This is a genomic window from Bernardetia sp. Wsw4-3y2 (assembly GCF_037126295.1).
In the GTDB taxonomy this organism is placed as follows: Bacteria; Bacteroidota; Bacteroidia; order Cytophagales; family Bernardetiaceae; genus Bernardetia.
Map to the genome: position 1 here is coordinate 340,796 of NZ_CP147017.1, position 15,398 is coordinate 356,193.

Here is a 15,398-nt window from a genome sequence, read left to right on the forward strand (position 1 = left end):
AAATAGCCGTTTATAAGACTTTTTTTTATTGATTAATATTCAGAAGGCAACAAAATAACATTATCAATTACATAGATTTTGATAGGTAATTCTGTATAATCTGTAATATCAGAGAAACGTATTTTTTGAAAAAATGCGTCATCGTCAGTATCTCGGCTGCAAATAACTTTTACTTGATTTTTGTAAGTGCGTGTTGCTTTTGCTTCTACCGTCCATATTTGGAACTCTCTTAACATTTCATCTTTGTTGCATTGTCTTTGATAGGATGCGATAACATCAAGTAGCCAAAAACATTGATTTGTTTCTGCAAAATGTTTTATTCCTTCGGTAATTAATAAACCACCTGTATATCTATAATAAGTCATTGTAATAATTAATTTAAGATTGAAAATTGATTTTAAAAAGCCTTATAAATAGCCGTTTATAAGATTTTTTTATTTCACTGTTATCAATTTGATAATAGTAAAAAATAATTAAATTTGATACATTAAAAGTTCTTTTTCAGTTTCCTCAATAGATTTTAACATAAACTCTTTCGTTTTTTCTATAAGAGTTTTCGTAATTTCTGGGTTTCCTAATGGAAACTTACTACTTTCTGAACGCTGAAAAATTACTCTTACATACTCTCTTTCGTCTGCTTTTGTGGCAAAAGTAAACTCTTCATAACTTTGTTTTTTCCTTTTTAACAGTTCGCTTATTTCATTAGCTTTACCTAAAGAGTTTAGTTTTTCTTCAGCTGTTGCATGAGTTGGGTTAATAGCTGCTTTTACTGCTTGCTCTGCTTTTTTTTGCGCTTCTGAAATTTGTTTTTGAGTTTCTTCTTTTGCGTGTTTTGCATTTGCCTTCAAAGTAGCATTTTCTAAAAGTGTTTTTTCAACTTCTTGCGCTAAGTCTGTTTTTTCCTCCTCTAACCCTCTCAAATCTGCAATCATTTCAAGCCTTTCATTTTCTAGCTTTTCTATTTGCTTTTGTAACTCGGCTGCTGTGGGTTGTTTTGCTCCGTTTTTAGGTGCATTTTTAGGAGTTTCTTTTTTTACGGTTGTTACATTTGAATTTGACATAATAATAAATTTAATTTTGTATAAAAAAAATAAAAAGAGTATTAAAAGATGATGCATTACTACCCTCTTTCAATACCTAAAGATACGAAAATATTTTTAATTTGCCTAATATATTAGGCAAATTAAATTAAGTTTTTTGATTTGTTTTTTAATAGCTAAAAGACTGATTATCAATACTTTAATAACATTTTTTTAAAAATTTTTTATCAAAAATCACTCTCTAAACTGCCGACACACACTAGTAAGAACGGCAATTGCCAAAAGTGATTTTTTCCGATATGTGAGGGCATTTGACTTGCTTTTGTGCTGTTGAGTATCGCTTGTTTTGACACACTTTTTAATGCGTATATTGAACTTTATTTGGATTTACACACACAATCGTATTCAAAAAGAAATGCACACAAACACGTTATAAAGGGCAAATAAAGGCAAAAACAACCTCAACTGCTTCCTATACAAAATGCCACTTGAATTTTTGTGTTAAGCTGCGAGCTTCAAAAATTCAAGTGGCAATCTTTTGGAAATTGTATATAATAATAATCTAAGGTACTGGTACACCTCTCCACGCCTGCTCTTGGATAAGATGAGCAAACTTAGGATAGATAAGCATATCAAATGCTTCGGAGAAGTGGGTAGATTCTTCTGGTGGTATAAGTGTACTCTGTTCGGTCTTCTTGTCCTTCTTTGTTTCTCCTTTTAGTGTTAGGTAACTACCTGCATCTTCTAATGATGTTATCAAAGGTTTGCAGTTGTCTTCATTGATACGAAAGATAGGTAATCTACTATCTTCATTGTTGAATGCTGTAATAAAGAAAGGATAACGTACTGTATGGTCGGGTGCGTGTCCTGTGTCATGCTCTTCTACTTCCCAACCTAATTTTTGCAGCTCTTCTACTGTAGATTCGGCTGATGTCTTGTTACCTCTATCATCCCCTTTCTTTGCTGTGTGGTCATAATAGAAGTGTATCTTATTACATTTAATTTTATGATACTTATAGTAAGCATCAAACTTTTTACATAAGTCTTTTAAGAACTCTTTATTCTCTCCTAGCACAAACATTGCATTTATTATGTCATAATATCTTCCGTGCGCTTGACCAATAACAAGACTATTAATTTTATTATTATTATCAAAAGCAATATCCAAAGGCGCATTCCATAAGTCGCCATCATGCCTACAATCTCTTTCTTTATTTCTAAGTTCTTTATATTCTAAAGACTCTATAAATGAGTAATTAGGCTTATTATAACCTAATCGTTGAATATCAAAAGTAGGATAAAAAGCAACCTCAACAGTCGGAGTATCTTTATTCAAAACAGAAAGCGTAAAATCCGTAGGAGTAAGGTTACGTTTCATATTTGAAATCGCATCAAAACCTAATGCATGAATATTATCCAAGGTCGAAGCAAAACTAACTAATGTAGTCCCTTTTCGGAGAGCGTGGAGCTGCTCTTCCATTATTGAAATTCTGTATGCTCTACCTTTATTAGGTTTATGATATTGTTCTATTTTTTGCTGTTCTACGATTGCAGAAAGCTGTAAAATAGTTTCTATCACTTCGGCATCCATTTCATTTACAGAATTCAAAAGCCACTTTGCAGCAGCTCCTTTTGGACGGTCAGTCGTAAATAACTGAGAATAATGATTTGATAAATGACCAAAATATTGAGCATTTCCACGCAATGTCAATAATACTTCTTCATCTAACCTTTCTTTATTAAGTAATTTTGCTTCATCACCTGCGACAAAATCAACTGAAAGTGAGTTTGAAGAACCTACCCTATCCTGAGAAACAAGGTAAATTCCTGCACCATTCCAAAAATGGATATAATGATCAGCTTTGATTGGTTTTGTGTATGCTTTATCCCATTTCCACGATTTAGGCGCAAATTTGCCAATAAAATAATGACGGTTTTCATAAATGCCTAATTTTTCCAATCCTGCGATTACAGGAGGAAGTGTCCTGATGAGAAGCTGCTCATAAGTCTTTCCGACAAAAATGCCGTTACTTCTTGGCATTGCAATAACATTCCTCAAAGTCCAAGGCGCAATAACTCCTGTACTTTTCCCTGTTCCTCTTCCCCAAATAAGTATCATTATTTGGGCAAAAATCAAATGAGAAAGTAGCTGAGGTTTATTGAAATGTCGTTTTGCAGGTTCAATCATCACTATTTTGAGCTTCTATCTCTTCAAAATCTGTATATTCGTTTTGTTTCTTCTTTTTAAAATCAAGTATTCTTGAAACTCGTTTTTGTAATTCTACTTCAGTAGGCAAATTCATTCCTAGCTCTTCGGGATAGAATCCCATCACAATTGCAGGAATATTGATATCTTCTGGCAATAAAGCATCCGTTTCAGGAAAGAATTTTTCGATAGCTACTTGAAGCTGCTTATTTGCAGCATTCATTTCTTTTAAGTCATTTTTCTCACTTGCAAGCCTGTAAACTTCAAAAATTTGTTCTAAAAGAATATCTACAAAAAATGGTTTGCTGTTATTCTTGACATGTTCTCCAAAAATGATTTGCGTATTGTTATAGAGTACATAGGCATCTGTTGGAGTGATTTTAAACATCTTAACAAACATAGGTACAACCTTGCTACGACTTTTCCATTTATGAATAAGTTCATTTGCTTGCTCACATCTTTTGTATAAAGCTTTTTGATTATCAGTAAGACTTTCTAACCATTCACCTTTATTTGATTGTAATGCTTTTATAATAATTTCTACATCAAGATTATCTAATGTTACTGGATTCATAGCTTTAGTTCCTCTAGTGATTGAGCTTCTATAATCTTCATAGCCATTTGTTGAGCTGGAGTACTTCCATTTTCGGCTAATTCAAATATCATTTTTCTTTGTTTATATAGTCTTTGTAGCTTCCCTTTCTGTACTATTCTATATATTTCGCCTTCATTGTCATAATCAGATTGAAATTCATCCAAATCTAATTCTAAGGCAATACAGATTTGCTCGTGAGAAAAATACACGGCTGCAAAATCTTCTATATCTTTTTTTTGTTCTTGAGTCAGATTATTTATACTCATCAAATATTTTCTTAAAAAACTCAAAACTCTGTTTATGAGTAGAAATATATCCACTCTCCAAACGAGGGTTTTTAGTAAAATTTGCACTACTATTAATCGTTACAAAAGCATTTTCAGCTTCTATAAGCGTAATCTTTGCATGTACCTTGGTAAGGTGTATTTCAGCAAATGTTTTCAAAAAAGGAATAGCCTTTGGACTTGTCGTTTCGATACGATAATCTAACAAAGCCTTTATGCTCCCTATCAAGTCTTTCTCTTTAAGAAGAAATAGCTTTCGGACGGGAACTTCTGTAATTGACCATGTACAGATATATAAATTTGCTTTACCCGTCTGCTCCAAAACAAATTCCACTAAATCAGCATTACTCCAAGCTCCATTCGTCCAGAACTCTAAAAAGGAATCTTTCTCTAAAACTTTGATAGTTGCCCTCAAATCTTTACGAGTTTTGATTTCTTTTGCTTGAATTTTTGGAGTTTTGAATGATTGTCCTGAACAACTACTTGTAGTTTCTTCTTTTTTTAAAAGTTCTTTATTTGTTTCCTTCGGACTGAATAGCATTTATTTTTTTTTCTATTGCAATGACCAATTCATTATAATAATCGTACTTCTTGCGCCCTTTGTGTTTCGAACGATTTGAACGATTATTATTCAACATCCTGTAAAGTTCTGCTAAATCATCAGGCAAATTTTCTATATCTGCTTTTGTTTTTTTAGCTTCTATTTCTGACTTTTTAGGCTTTACGATTCCTTCGGTTTCCCAAGTATCGGTTATTTGCTGATATTCATTGATAATATCAAATTCATCAAGAATATCATGACAAGCTACCCTACGCTGTTCTTCATCCATAAAATCAAGATTGGTAAATTTGTAATTTGCAATCTTATATTTGTCTTTCCATTCAGTTTCTAATTCTTCTAACTTCTTTGGACGAGCTTTAGCAACAATAGTATTAAGGCGTTGAGGTTCTTCATCTTGAATATCCTGCAACGCCTCAATTTCTTTTTTTAGAATGTCATTATGAAAATCACTTTCAGATTTTTCGCACTGTTTCAAGACAAAGCTATTCGGCTTTGTTTTTCTTAGAATTGCGAGTGCTTTTTGGTAGTTCCACAGTCGCAGAACTTCCTGTATCTGTTGTTGGATTTTCATTTTCTACTACTTCTTTTTTACGTAAATAATTAAAGCCTTCATCGATAAGTTTTTGGGCTTGTTTACAACAGATTTGAGACAAATCTACTGTATAACCTCGCCATAAAATCACACCGACTTTTACTCCAATTACTTCATATTCTTCCTCCACACACTCACGCAAGACAGTTGTATCTATATTGCGTGGAAGTGGATCATTTGTTTTTAAATCTTTACAATTACACATAAGCGAAAATAATTAGGAGAAAAACTAAACGGCTGGTGTTAAAGGAACTGCTCCTTCGTAACGCATAGGGAATGTTCCTGAAATACCTACAACAACCTCAATTCCCTTGAAGCTATCTTGACCTTTTCCAGACATAATTTTTGCGCTTTTTACATAGGCATAATTACATTTGCCTCCAATTAATCTATTGCCTTCACATAGCTCTTCAGCTACGATAACAACCTGCTTATTAAGGAAATGCTTAATAAATCCTAGTGCAGAAGGATGATTAGTTGGAATAGAAAAACCAAAATCAGTATTGAAAGACATTGATTCTGTTTCTCCTGCTGTTTCACTATCAAGGAAAGATTGGTCAATACGAGCTTGTACTTGTTTGAAACACTTACCTACTTTGAATGCAATATCACCTACAATAGTAGTGCTTTCTGCGTATGTTGTAGGAGCAACAGGAAGCGCAGGTAATGTAAGGACATCACTTAGCAATGCGATGTAGAAAATAGGTGCAATCCCTTTTGCTTGGACTGAACCATAATCTACATCTGTTAAATCTTGAGTATCCATTTTTATATAAAATAAAATAGTTTTCTAATTTGATAAAAAGAAAAAAACGAAATAGGGGATAAGCCCTATTTTGTTTTTTCTATAAGTTTGAATGCACCTGAACCTCCTGCAATAAGGTTTTCACATATTTCTATGTTTTTCGTATCTTCTGCAAGAACTTTTGAGGTGTACGATTTACTATTTACAGTCATCACAGGAATTACGATTTCATAACTCTTTTTGTCTTTTGACGTGTAAACAGGGTTTTTGACAGATTTAGAAACTTCGTGTTTCTCTAACTGCTCATTTTGATTGTCGATATATTCTTGCATTTGCTTGATTTGTGCATCTTTTTCAGCGAGTTGCTGATTTGCTTCTGCAAGTGCTTTTTCGGTTTCTTCTTTTGTCATGAGTTTGTCAAGGTTTGTTTAAGGTATATTTTGAATATGTTTAAGGTTGTCAGTGCAATAGCTTAAACAAAACTCTATGGAGTAGTATCTAAATCGTTTGTCCAAATATAGATTGGAGTCTCAAAACAAGCTCCTTCGTGCCAGTCTGTGTACATTTGAACTTTTCTGACTACTCGTTCCATTCCTATAATTTGCTTGTCTTTTGGCATCCTAACAGGACGAGCACGATTTTTAGCAGGAGACATCCATATTTTATCTGATGTTGCCATAGATGGCGATTTAACAACCTTGATATTTGTATCTTCTACATCTAGCAATTCTGAGTCTGAAACTTGTGCATAGTTTTCATTGTAGAGTGCACGTCTACCTCTTCGATACGACTTGTATCGGCTAGGACGCATAAAGAGTTCCATAGAAATTCCATCAAACTTTTCAGCAATTTGATCACAAAAATCTTCTATCTGTTTCACGAAAATTTTGTCATCATTGTCCAATGCCCCTGTAGCAATGATATTTATTCCAGAATTGACATCTGCAACATAATCATTTATCTGCTTTCTAATTCCATCCATGACGGCAAGAGCAGTAGTAGCAGTTCCAGGAGTTACAGTTCCATCGACACCCATGTAAATTGCTTTTTCAAAATCCTCTTTCATTTTTGGAATCAAATGATTTTCCATAAACCATTTAATGAAGGGATATTTTTCTTTCTCATATCCACTTCCTGCTAAGAATCCTAGCCAAGACTGAACTAATGTATCTGGTACATATTCTACATCTACCTTGAGCCAAGGTAAAAGATATTGTTCACCCTTAAAAGTAACATCTCCTTTAGGAGTAAAGTCAGGTTGATATTTTTGAAGTACCTCTCCTAATTCTGATGTAGATCTTTCATAAATAGTGGACATTGTAGGCATCAAACGAAAGAAAGAAGCTGTTTTTTCTGCCTGATAAATCTGCTGTATCAGATTGTTCATATTTGCCCTGTTTTGAACATAGTATGCTCCAAACATTGCAACTACTTGAGTGATTGTAATTTGACTCATTTTATTTTATAAATAAGTAAGTGATTCGATAAATTGGTAATTTTTAAATGGCTATTTTTTGAAAGGTTTAAAGGCTATTAAAAGCCGTAATTACTTTCTATTTGTGAATTAAATTCAGTGAAAATATCAGTTTCTTTTGGCTCTACATCAGGAGCATCTGTTTTTTGAGTAGCAGAAACTGGAGCTGCTGGACTTGATGCTGCAACGTTTGAATACTCTTCGTTTTTGGCTTTAAGCTCTTTCACATTTTCTGATAAGACAAGATTTTGAGTTTCTAAGTCTTTGACTTTCTTCTCTAGTTCTGTTTTTTCAGAATTGAGTGTTTTGTTAGAGTTTTCGGCTTCTTGAAGAGCAGCTTCAATTTTAGCTAATCCAGATTGATTGACTTCTAATGAAGTTTCTGTTTCGGTTGCATCGCCGAATCCTAGAAATTTTTTAAGGTTTGCACCTACGCTTAATTTGCTCATATAAATTTGAGTTTGTTGAGGTTGAGAATTTGGTTTTGATATAAGTGAGCGCAGGTGCGCCATTGATTCTTTTTCTGATTTAATGCCATCTACTAATCCGACTGCAATCGCACGTTCGGCAATATAAATACCTCCTGAAAAGACTTCTTCAGAATTATTTGGACGTGCATTTTTGATGTCTTGTATGAAAATATCAACTAAAGGATCTAGCATATTATCTAGCATAGGACCATAGTTGTCCTTTATTGCTTCTCTTACTTCTTTATTTTTATTGATTGATTTACGAGCGTAAATCTCGTGTCTTTTGATACCTGCCTCTTTGAAATATTCGGAGTAATCAGAAAATGAAACGAACGCCCCTATGCTGCCTACTTCGTCTGTTTCATTTTCTATGAATACTTCATCACAAGCTGAAAGAATCCAATATCCAGCACTTGCTGCAATACTTGAAGCAAGTCCAATAATGGGTTTTTGAGCGTTTTTGATAGCTTTATAAAGTCTTTGTGTTCCTGCTACTTGTCCTCCTCCACTATCGACAATGAGTAGCATTCCTTTAATGCTATCATTATTTTCAAAAGTATTTTCGATATAATTTGCGTAATCTTCTGTACCATACGAACACCAACCACTTTTCATAATTGCTCCTTCTATTCTTAGAATGGCAATTTTATCATCATATTCGGTTAGTTCGTTTTTTTCAATGTCGGTACTTTCGTAGTTAGCAAGAGCTGCCTTTGGGGTTATGTCTATGTCAGAATCTAAGGCATTATCAAGCGCACGCAAGTAGTCGGTTGCGTGAGCTGCTGTTATCGCCCATTTCGACGAATTGATTGAAGTTAGTATTTTGTGTAAAGACATAAAAAAATATTTGTAGCATATTAGTACGCTACAAATATTTCTATAAATGGTCTTTAAAAGAATGTTGTACGAGCTTTTTTTACCCTATTTGCTTTTTTTATTTCGCTTCTTATTACGCTCGTAACGCATTGTAATTATACTATCTTGAGAATATGTGTCTTCATCAATTTCATAAAAAGTCATAAGGTTTTTAACAGAATCTACAACACTAAGCGACAGTTGTTCTTTTTGAAAATCACAGAATTCAATAATTTTCTCTTTTGCTGTGTGAATTAAAAACGCTTGAATATTTTTTAATTTATCAGGATGATAATCTAAAGAAAAATGATGAGGAATATGAATTCCTAATGCAACATTTTGAGTTACAAGAGTTGAGGGTTTGAAAATCACATTATTCGAAAATGGGATATGTCTGCCAAGAACAAGGATAGAATAAATTGTATTATGTTCTATTGTGCCTTTCTCTAACGGCAAATAACCCGACTTCTCCAGTACCTTTACTGCGAAAACGGGGAGCTTTAAATTGATAGTTATTATATTATTCTGCATTTTATTAATCAAGTAAGTAATAAATAAAAAAGCAGATAGGGGGTGTTCTGTAAAAATACGAATATTTTTAGAATATGTTTACTTTTTGAGCAAAAGATTATTCTTTTAAAAATCCGTATTCATATACTTTTGGTTCTATTTTTTTTGCTAGAATTTTTAAGGCATTTCTTAGGTTGCCTATCAACTCCATATATTTTTTATCATCACTTTTACTATTCATTCTTCCTGCTGCATTTCTGCCTTGAAAGTGCGCCCTAATATCATACAGAGAAGCATTTACATTTACATTCGGCTGACTGTGATAGTATTTCCAAAGCTCACGCCCTGCATCAAAAACGGCTTTTGCTTCTTCCGAAAACTCCAAAGGTTCATTTTTATTTTTGTCACTAAACATTACAGTCTGCTTATTATCGCTTTCTTTTTTTATTTTTCCTGCAATAAAATCAGTCATAAAACTACTCTCAAATTTACCTCGTGAGTTTACTTCCTGTTCTTTGAAGGGAATCCAATGGTTTATTCCTTCTTCTGATGTGATTCTATTTTGTCCATCAAATAAAGAAAAAGTCAAACAATCATTTTGAAATTCTTTATCTGTTTTGTATTTATCATTTGGATATAAAAATTGATCTCGGTCATTGAGCCAAGTTGTACTTATTGCTTGACGAACAGCTAAGTAAATAGATGCTTCCTTTAAATTATCTTTATTTATTGAAAAGTAAATGCCATGTCTTTTTCCTTTTTCGTTTTGAATAGAAATATAATTATTGTTCTGAAAATCTGGTGCATCTGCCATTAATATTCCTACATGTTCTTTGTCATTTTTAAAGATTTTCAACCAATTATTTATTCTCCCTTTATCTTTATCATAAGAATAGAAATTTTTAGTACCTAAGAAATTATTGTTTGAATCAAATACATCTACTTCTATACTTTCAAATTTTTCTTTTTTATTTGTATTCCAAATAAAAAAACCAATTGGAAATTTTCCTTTTACATTATCAAAAGTATCAGCAGGAACAACAAAAAGGTTCTCTAGTTTTGCTAAAAAATTATTTCTAAATGTTTTTGAATTACCTGCATTTATTAATTTGAGCTTTGAAAACTGTCCAATTATACAATCTGGAATGTCATTATAGATTCTTATCAGAAATTGAGCAAATAACTCTGAACTTGCTTTTCCTAATTGACCAGAGTAGTTTGAATGTGTATTCGAAACTTGAACTTTACTTCTTGTATTACTTATTTTTCCATTACTCTCAGCATAAGGAGGGTTAATATAAACAACTAACTTTTTACGTTTTTCTGGATCATTTATAATCTTCAATAATGGTTCGGGAAGTTTATCAAAATCATCATTTAGGAAGTCAAACTGAAATACATGGTCTTCCAAAAGATTTGCTCCGTGTCCACTTATTGAATTTTTATTCATTGTATTGATACGAGAGTGTATCACATCAACATCTTGTTTGTCTAGTGTAGAAGCAAAAATATTGTATTTATTGGTCAGTCCTGCAAGTAGGTTTCCTGTTCCTGCTGCACAATCCCAAATATAATATTCATCTTGCCAGTCTTCTCCTAATACATCAGTAAGATATTTTTGAGAGAGTTCTACCCAGATTTGAGGTGTAAAAAAACTACCTTTTCTTTCTCTTATATCCTGTGGAACAAGCAAATCTCTACGCTCTACAATATAATCCCAATATTCTTCTTTTGGAGGACGTTCGTATTTATTCCAAAACTGATTATGTGCTTTTTGTTTGTCTGTAAAATTGGCTGTTTTGGAGGAAAACATTCCCATATCATCTAGTTTTCTATCTAGTTTGTAATGGTCTTTCTGTAACAAAACATACAGTTTTTCTTTAAGCGTTTCATTTTCTTTTGAAAGCAAATCAGCCAAATAAAAATCGCCATCAATGATTCCTCCTTTTTTAGCGACTTCCCAATTTACGGCAATCGTAGGCTTTACGGCTATGAGCCATTTACTGTAAATAACGATAAAGTTATTTTTATCAATCTGAATTTTCGAAGTAGATGATTTACCTACTATAAAATTCGTTTTGATGAAGCTCTTTAAATCTTTTGGGTCTTTATCGTAATAGAATATCAAAGACTGTTTTTCTATGAGTTCAGAGACTCTTTCTTGTAGCTGCTTAAATTCTTTTGTTTCATAATTGGAAGGCGTTACATTCCAGTTAAAATCATTTTCATAAAAAACATCTTGAATATCATTGTAAGGAATGAAAGCTATTTTTTCAGCGTCAAAAGCTCCTAAATATGCAGGAGGTAAATGACTGTCAAAAGTACGAGCTTTTCCAATGGTCAAAATGAGCTGTACAATAGAAGTAATATAATCGGCTGTTCCTTTTTTGGCTTCTGCCCAAAGGAGTGATTCTTCCCCAAAAACCTGCGTTTGAGTTCCGTACTTTGGGGACACACAAAAATCTACATCACCGAGTAATTTTGTACAGTCAAAGTTTGAAAAGTAATCATTTGCTACTTTATTTATTATTTCTCCTTCTCTTATTTTTCTTTTTGCCATTGTTTTGGAAGCTAAGTTGTGTTATTAGTTTCCAAATATCAATATTTTTTTATTATCAAAAAACAATTATTTCGTATTTGTATAATTTATCTTGACGAGTTTTTACATCTCTGTTTATTTCTTGTGAAAAACGAAGTACACTTTCTTCGTTATTTGAATAAACACGTCTTAGAACTTGATGAGCAAATACTAATTCATTCTTTTTAGAAAATTGAAATTTATAGTCTTGCTTTATTTGATTGCTCTTTAGGAGCATCAACTCACATAAATTTTCTAAAGGTTTTTGATAATTTAAAGGGACTTCTTTGTAGGCTTCTATTCTTGCAATAGAAAATCTATTCGCATACCCTAAATTACGAGCTACATCAGATTGACTTAATCCGAAAGATTCTCTCATTTTTTTTGCTTCTGTTCCTGTCATTACTTCTTTTTGTAAACGTAAATATCAAGGTATTCTTCAAATGTGCATTCAGCCATTGTCTTTTTACCTACATAACCAATTGCATTCCAATAGGACGATTTAATCATATCATCAGGATCATCGTATTTTTCATATTCTATGAGTTCATAGATGCCAGTTTCTCCACTTTCCATTTTTGGATTCCAAATAGTGTCGTATGGATTATGTCCAATTCTATGAAGGTTTAAATAAAACCCTGCTTTTCTTTCAGCATCTTTATGTTTAATACCTTTTGTTTTTTCTTGCCAATATTTTTTCGCTTGCTTTAAATCTATTGCACTCATAAATATTATGATTAGTTAATGTTACCAAATTGATAACACTAATATACAAATTTATTTTAAACAAAAAACTACTGTTATCAAATTGATAACAGTAGTTTGAGAAAATTATTTTTAAATTTACTTTATACTTCAAGAATCTTTAAAATTCCTTTTAGAGTAGAAAGTTGCGTTTTTGCTTTTTCATGTTCGATAGTAGTGTTTAATTCTATTATTATACCATTACTTGTTAAAACATTTAGGTCTTCTTGAACAGCTTTAATTTTAGATTTAAGCCAATTTTCAAGAGCTATTTTCTCGTTTTTCAGCTCGTTATGATGCCTTTGACTTGTAGCATACATTTCAATTATATCAGATTTAGAAAATTTCTGACATTCTTTTTTCCATTCCTCGCCAAAAGGAATATAGTTTGAGTTTGTGTCCATAATTAAGTTAATTTGAGTTTATGAATGATTAATATTTTCGGTCAGTCCAATGGACGATTTGACCTGTGAAATCTTGATGAAAGAATTTGAAAAAATCATCTACATTTTCAAAGCCGTCATTTCTTGCAAGGATTTTAATTTTTTCTTCGTGAATTTTAATTCCATCAATAAACACGTAAACTTTTTCAATAAAAGCTCCTATAAGTTTATGTCTTATCTCAATTTCCTGTACACTCACACAAGGAATAACTGGCGCAAACTGAAAGTAATTTTTACTTCTTGGATTAATACCGAAGTGTATTTTCATTTCTGCTCTCCATCTGCTCCCTGCTCTTATTGTGTGGAGTTTTGGTTTTAGGTCTTTTGGCTCGTCAATATTAAGCCCAAACTCTCCAAATACTTCATAACAATTTTCATATTTATCATCTAGGATTTGATTAGGGAATTTTTTAGCATAACTATTTACATATTCTAAATATGCTTGATTTGCATTTTCTACAAGATTATAGTGCAAGTATGCGCTCCAAATCTTACCTACAAAGAAAGTAGCTTCGTTATTGTTCCAAAGTTTTTTAAATGATGCTATCATAGTTGTTGTGATTTAATAGATTTTTCTAGGTTTTAAATTCAAAAAAGAAGTATCAATCGGCTCATGACGAAGAACAATTTTATAAGTTCCTCCAAAGTGTTTTTCGTGCGCTTTGTCAAAAAAAACTTTGTAATCGCTATTCATAAACGTTTCAATCAAATGTTCATTTGGCAAAGTGATGTGAGTTATTCCTTCATCATCATTGCGAAACTTTAATTCTAATGACTGAAACTCTATGAGTTTCACACCTGAGTTACGATTAAATTCAATCATTGTAGCTGTAAAAACATCATCTGGGTTAGTGTGTCTTTTTATGCGCTTTTGAGTTTTTGCAACTTCTGACCTTTCAACTTCAACTGTCTGTGTTTCGGTTGTTTTCGCTTGCGTTTCGCTTGATTGAATAGGTGTTTTTAATGCGTACTCAAGTTTTACAGATTCGCCAAAAAAACGAATTTGAAATTTTCTAAATACTACTAAAAAATTATCTTCTTCTAACTTATCAAATTGCTTTTTGCTGTCAATAAAACATTTCAAAGAGTTATTTTGAAAGCTATGAAATTTGATATTTGCGACTTCTGCAATGTATTCAGCAAGATTCAATCTTACAAGTTCTGAATACATCGCTTCTTTCATCTGCAAGAAAATATGACTGTAATCATTCGTATCTTCTTTGATGATTTTAGGAGTAGATTTGAATTCCTGCTCACTCAGCGAGTAATGCTCCTGTGGAGGGAAGCATTGTTTTTCTTTGAAGTGCTTAAAAACTCGTAGCAATTCTTTTCTACTTTCTTCTTCATCAAGAATCATAATACCAGGTGCAGGATATTGAAAAACATTCTCATCAGTTTCTCGGTCAAAAATTAAAGCTTTTACAAATGTTTGATCTGGTCTCTGTCTTTTTATTTGACCATTTGGATCAATACGCCCAAATATTTCTTTTAGCAAAAATTCTTGAATTGTTCTCAAGCTATCGTGGTCATAGAAGTTTTTACAAAGTTTTACTGGATAATCAAGCTCACGAATGTATATGATGATTTCCCATTTGCAAGGAATATCAGAAATTTGAGCTTTACCATTTTTCCAAATTGGCTTTTTGTTTTTGCCAATTACACATCTGAAGTTATTCTCACGCTGTATCTTTTTGCATTTGAGCCAAAACATACGTTTTGCGTTATCTTCTTTGTCATCACCATAAAAACCCTCATTTACAGAAAGAAAGTCTGGGTACGATTGTAAAAACCAAACTATACGACCTTCTACTAAAAATGCGTTTCTAGTTTTTCCTTTAAATTCAAAATTTTCTAGCTCTTTGATTTGCTCACTATTCATAATTTTTGTATGTTTGTGTTGTCGGTGCGACTTACCCTTTGTCAAATCCGATCAACCTATTGCAGAAAAATAATTTTTAATCCTTCCGTGTTGAAGGATTTTTTTTTGCGCCACGCCCCCTCGCCTATTTTACTAAGTAATTTCTATTTACCGTATTTCTTTTGCTTTGCAAGTAAAGGACTTTTTAAAACAAAGTTCGTTATCTGCAAAGGCTTGGAGAAATAAGGGGATTTACACAGAAATTTAAAAGCTATTTAAATGCTATTTACATAGCATTTAAATAGCTTTTAAATAGCTTTTAAATAGTCTAGATAAATGCTATATAAATACTGGTAAAAGGGATGTCATTCTGTCCTTATACCCTCTTACATAAGTACATAGTAAAGCAGTACCGTTTTTGAAACTTTCGTTTTTATACGGA

General features: G+C 32.3%; 19 protein-coding genes. All 19 read right to left on the reverse strand.

Annotated elements, in window-relative coordinates:
• Positions 1 to 32: 32 nt before the first annotated feature.
• On the reverse strand, positions 33 to 365 hold the full coding sequence (locus tag V9L05_RS01335; protein WP_338814067.1) for a DUF6876 family protein: 333 nt from the start codon (positions 363 to 365) through the stop codon (positions 33 to 35).
• A gap of 108 nt (positions 366 to 473) precedes the next feature.
• Positions 474 to 1,061, reverse strand: a complete 588-nt coding sequence (locus V9L05_RS01340) for a hypothetical protein (RefSeq protein WP_338814068.1) — start codon at positions 1,059 to 1,061, stop codon at positions 474 to 476.
• Between the two features lie 541 nt (positions 1,062 to 1,602).
• Positions 1,603 to 3,228 carry a hypothetical protein gene (locus tag V9L05_RS01345; RefSeq protein ID WP_338814069.1) on the reverse strand — a complete coding sequence of 542 codons (1,626 nt, stop codon included), beginning with the start codon at positions 3,226 to 3,228 and terminating at the stop codon, positions 1,603 to 1,605.
• The gene (locus V9L05_RS01350; RefSeq protein WP_338814070.1) at positions 3,221 to 3,820 is read right to left on the reverse strand and encodes a hypothetical protein; all 600 of its coding nucleotides are present in this window, start codon (positions 3,818 to 3,820) and stop codon (positions 3,221 to 3,223) included. Before V9L05_RS01350 ends, V9L05_RS01345 begins: the two co-directional genes overlap by 8 nt.
• Entirely contained in the window at positions 3,817 to 4,107 is a 291-nt protein-coding gene (locus V9L05_RS01355; RefSeq protein WP_338814071.1) for a hypothetical protein, read from the reverse strand. The genes V9L05_RS01350 and V9L05_RS01355 overlap by 4 nt, the downstream gene beginning before the upstream one ends.
• Complete coding sequence (locus V9L05_RS01360) at positions 4,094 to 4,666, reverse strand: hypothetical protein (protein ID WP_338814072.1); 573 nt, start codon at positions 4,664 to 4,666, stop codon at positions 4,094 to 4,096. Before V9L05_RS01360 ends, V9L05_RS01355 begins: the two co-directional genes overlap by 14 nt.
• A complete protein-coding gene (locus V9L05_RS01365) occupies positions 4,638 to 5,162 on the reverse strand; it encodes a hypothetical protein (RefSeq protein WP_338814073.1) in 525 nt (174 codons plus the stop codon). The genes V9L05_RS01360 and V9L05_RS01365 overlap by 29 nt, the downstream gene beginning before the upstream one ends.
• A 7-nt stretch (positions 5,163 to 5,169) precedes the next feature.
• Entirely contained in the window at positions 5,170 to 5,484 is a 315-nt protein-coding gene (locus V9L05_RS01370; protein ID WP_338814074.1) for a hypothetical protein, read from the reverse strand.
• A 24-nt stretch (positions 5,485 to 5,508) separates the two neighbouring features.
• Complete coding sequence (locus tag V9L05_RS01375; protein ID WP_338814075.1) at positions 5,509 to 6,045, reverse strand: hypothetical protein; 537 nt, start codon at positions 6,043 to 6,045, stop codon at positions 5,509 to 5,511.
• Positions 6,046 to 6,110: 65 nt separating this feature from the next.
• Positions 6,111 to 6,434, reverse strand: coding sequence for a hypothetical protein (locus tag V9L05_RS01380; RefSeq protein ID WP_338814076.1), 324 nt, complete (start codon positions 6,432 to 6,434; stop codon positions 6,111 to 6,113).
• Positions 6,435 to 6,508: 74 nt separating this feature from the next.
• On the reverse strand, positions 6,509 to 7,480 hold the full coding sequence (locus tag V9L05_RS01385; RefSeq protein ID WP_338814077.1) for a hypothetical protein: 972 nt from the start codon (positions 7,478 to 7,480) through the stop codon (positions 6,509 to 6,511).
• Positions 7,481 to 7,557: 77 nt separating this feature from the next.
• Complete coding sequence (locus tag V9L05_RS01390; protein ID WP_338814078.1) at positions 7,558 to 8,805, reverse strand: S49 family peptidase; 1,248 nt, start codon at positions 8,803 to 8,805, stop codon at positions 7,558 to 7,560.
• Between the two features lie 84 nt (positions 8,806 to 8,889).
• Positions 8,890 to 9,354 carry a hypothetical protein gene (locus V9L05_RS01395; protein ID WP_338814079.1) on the reverse strand — a complete coding sequence of 155 codons (465 nt, stop codon included), beginning with the start codon at positions 9,352 to 9,354 and terminating at the stop codon, positions 8,890 to 8,892.
• Positions 9,355 to 9,451: 97 nt separating this feature from the next.
• Positions 9,452 to 11,893, reverse strand: a complete 2,442-nt coding sequence (locus V9L05_RS01400; protein ID WP_338814080.1) for a hypothetical protein — start codon at positions 11,891 to 11,893, stop codon at positions 9,452 to 9,454.
• Between the two features lie 55 nt (positions 11,894 to 11,948).
• Positions 11,949 to 12,314, reverse strand: a complete 366-nt coding sequence (locus tag V9L05_RS01405; RefSeq protein WP_338814081.1) for a hypothetical protein — start codon at positions 12,312 to 12,314, stop codon at positions 11,949 to 11,951.
• A complete protein-coding gene (locus V9L05_RS01410) occupies positions 12,314 to 12,637 on the reverse strand; it encodes a hypothetical protein (protein ID WP_338814082.1) in 324 nt (107 codons plus the stop codon). Before V9L05_RS01410 ends, V9L05_RS01405 begins: the two co-directional genes overlap by 1 nt.
• Positions 12,638 to 12,759: 122 nt before the next feature.
• Complete coding sequence (locus tag V9L05_RS01415) at positions 12,760 to 13,059, reverse strand: hypothetical protein (protein ID WP_338814083.1); 300 nt, start codon at positions 13,057 to 13,059, stop codon at positions 12,760 to 12,762.
• 28 nt (positions 13,060 to 13,087) lie between these two features.
• Entirely contained in the window at positions 13,088 to 13,648 is a 561-nt protein-coding gene (locus V9L05_RS01420; RefSeq protein WP_338814084.1) for a hypothetical protein, read from the reverse strand.
• Positions 13,649 to 13,660: 12 nt separating this feature from the next.
• Entirely contained in the window at positions 13,661 to 14,977 is a 1,317-nt protein-coding gene (locus V9L05_RS01425; RefSeq protein WP_338814085.1) for a hypothetical protein, read from the reverse strand.
• Positions 14,978 to 15,398: the final 421 nt, after the last annotated feature.

Excerpts from the sequence above, each read along its gene's own strand:
- V9L05_RS01335 (WP_338814067.1), bottom strand. The coding sequence starts at position 365 with ATGACTTATTATAGATATACAGGTGGTTTATTAATTACCGAAGGAATA.
- V9L05_RS01340 (WP_338814068.1), bottom strand. The coding sequence starts at position 1,061 with ATGTCAAATTCAAATGTAACAACCGTAAAAAAAGAAACTCCTAAAAAT.
- V9L05_RS01345 (WP_338814069.1), bottom strand. The coding sequence starts at position 3,228 with ATGATTGAACCTGCAAAACGACATTTCAATAAACCTCAGCTACTTTCT.
- V9L05_RS01350 (WP_338814070.1), bottom strand. The coding sequence starts at position 3,820 with ATGAATCCAGTAACATTAGATAATCTTGATGTAGAAATTATTATAAAA.
- V9L05_RS01355 (WP_338814071.1), bottom strand. The coding sequence starts at position 4,107 with ATGAGTATAAATAATCTGACTCAAGAACAAAAAAAAGATATAGAAGAT.
- V9L05_RS01360 (WP_338814072.1), bottom strand. The coding sequence starts at position 4,666 with ATGCTATTCAGTCCGAAGGAAACAAATAAAGAACTTTTAAAAAAAGAA.
- V9L05_RS01370 (WP_338814074.1), bottom strand. The coding sequence starts at position 5,484 with ATGTGTAATTGTAAAGATTTAAAAACAAATGATCCACTTCCACGCAAT.
- V9L05_RS01375 (WP_338814075.1), bottom strand. The coding sequence starts at position 6,045 with ATGGATACTCAAGATTTAACAGATGTAGATTATGGTTCAGTCCAAGCA.
- V9L05_RS01380 (WP_338814076.1), bottom strand. The coding sequence starts at position 6,434 with ATGACAAAAGAAGAAACCGAAAAAGCACTTGCAGAAGCAAATCAGCAA.
- V9L05_RS01385 (WP_338814077.1), bottom strand. The coding sequence starts at position 7,480 with ATGAGTCAAATTACAATCACTCAAGTAGTTGCAATGTTTGGAGCATAC.
- V9L05_RS01390 (WP_338814078.1), bottom strand. The coding sequence starts at position 8,805 with ATGTCTTTACACAAAATACTAACTTCAATCAATTCGTCGAAATGGGCG.
- V9L05_RS01395 (WP_338814079.1), bottom strand. The coding sequence starts at position 9,354 with ATGCAGAATAATATAATAACTATCAATTTAAAGCTCCCCGTTTTCGCA.
- V9L05_RS01400 (WP_338814080.1), bottom strand. The coding sequence starts at position 11,893 with ATGGCAAAAAGAAAAATAAGAGAAGGAGAAATAATAAATAAAGTAGCA.
- V9L05_RS01405 (WP_338814081.1), bottom strand. The coding sequence starts at position 12,314 with ATGACAGGAACAGAAGCAAAAAAAATGAGAGAATCTTTCGGATTAAGT.
- V9L05_RS01410 (WP_338814082.1), bottom strand. The coding sequence starts at position 12,637 with ATGAGTGCAATAGATTTAAAGCAAGCGAAAAAATATTGGCAAGAAAAA.
- V9L05_RS01415 (WP_338814083.1), bottom strand. The coding sequence starts at position 13,059 with ATGGACACAAACTCAAACTATATTCCTTTTGGCGAGGAATGGAAAAAA.
- V9L05_RS01420 (WP_338814084.1), bottom strand. The coding sequence starts at position 13,648 with ATGATAGCATCATTTAAAAAACTTTGGAACAATAACGAAGCTACTTTC.
- V9L05_RS01425 (WP_338814085.1), bottom strand. The coding sequence starts at position 14,977 with ATGAATAGTGAGCAAATCAAAGAGCTAGAAAATTTTGAATTTAAAGGA.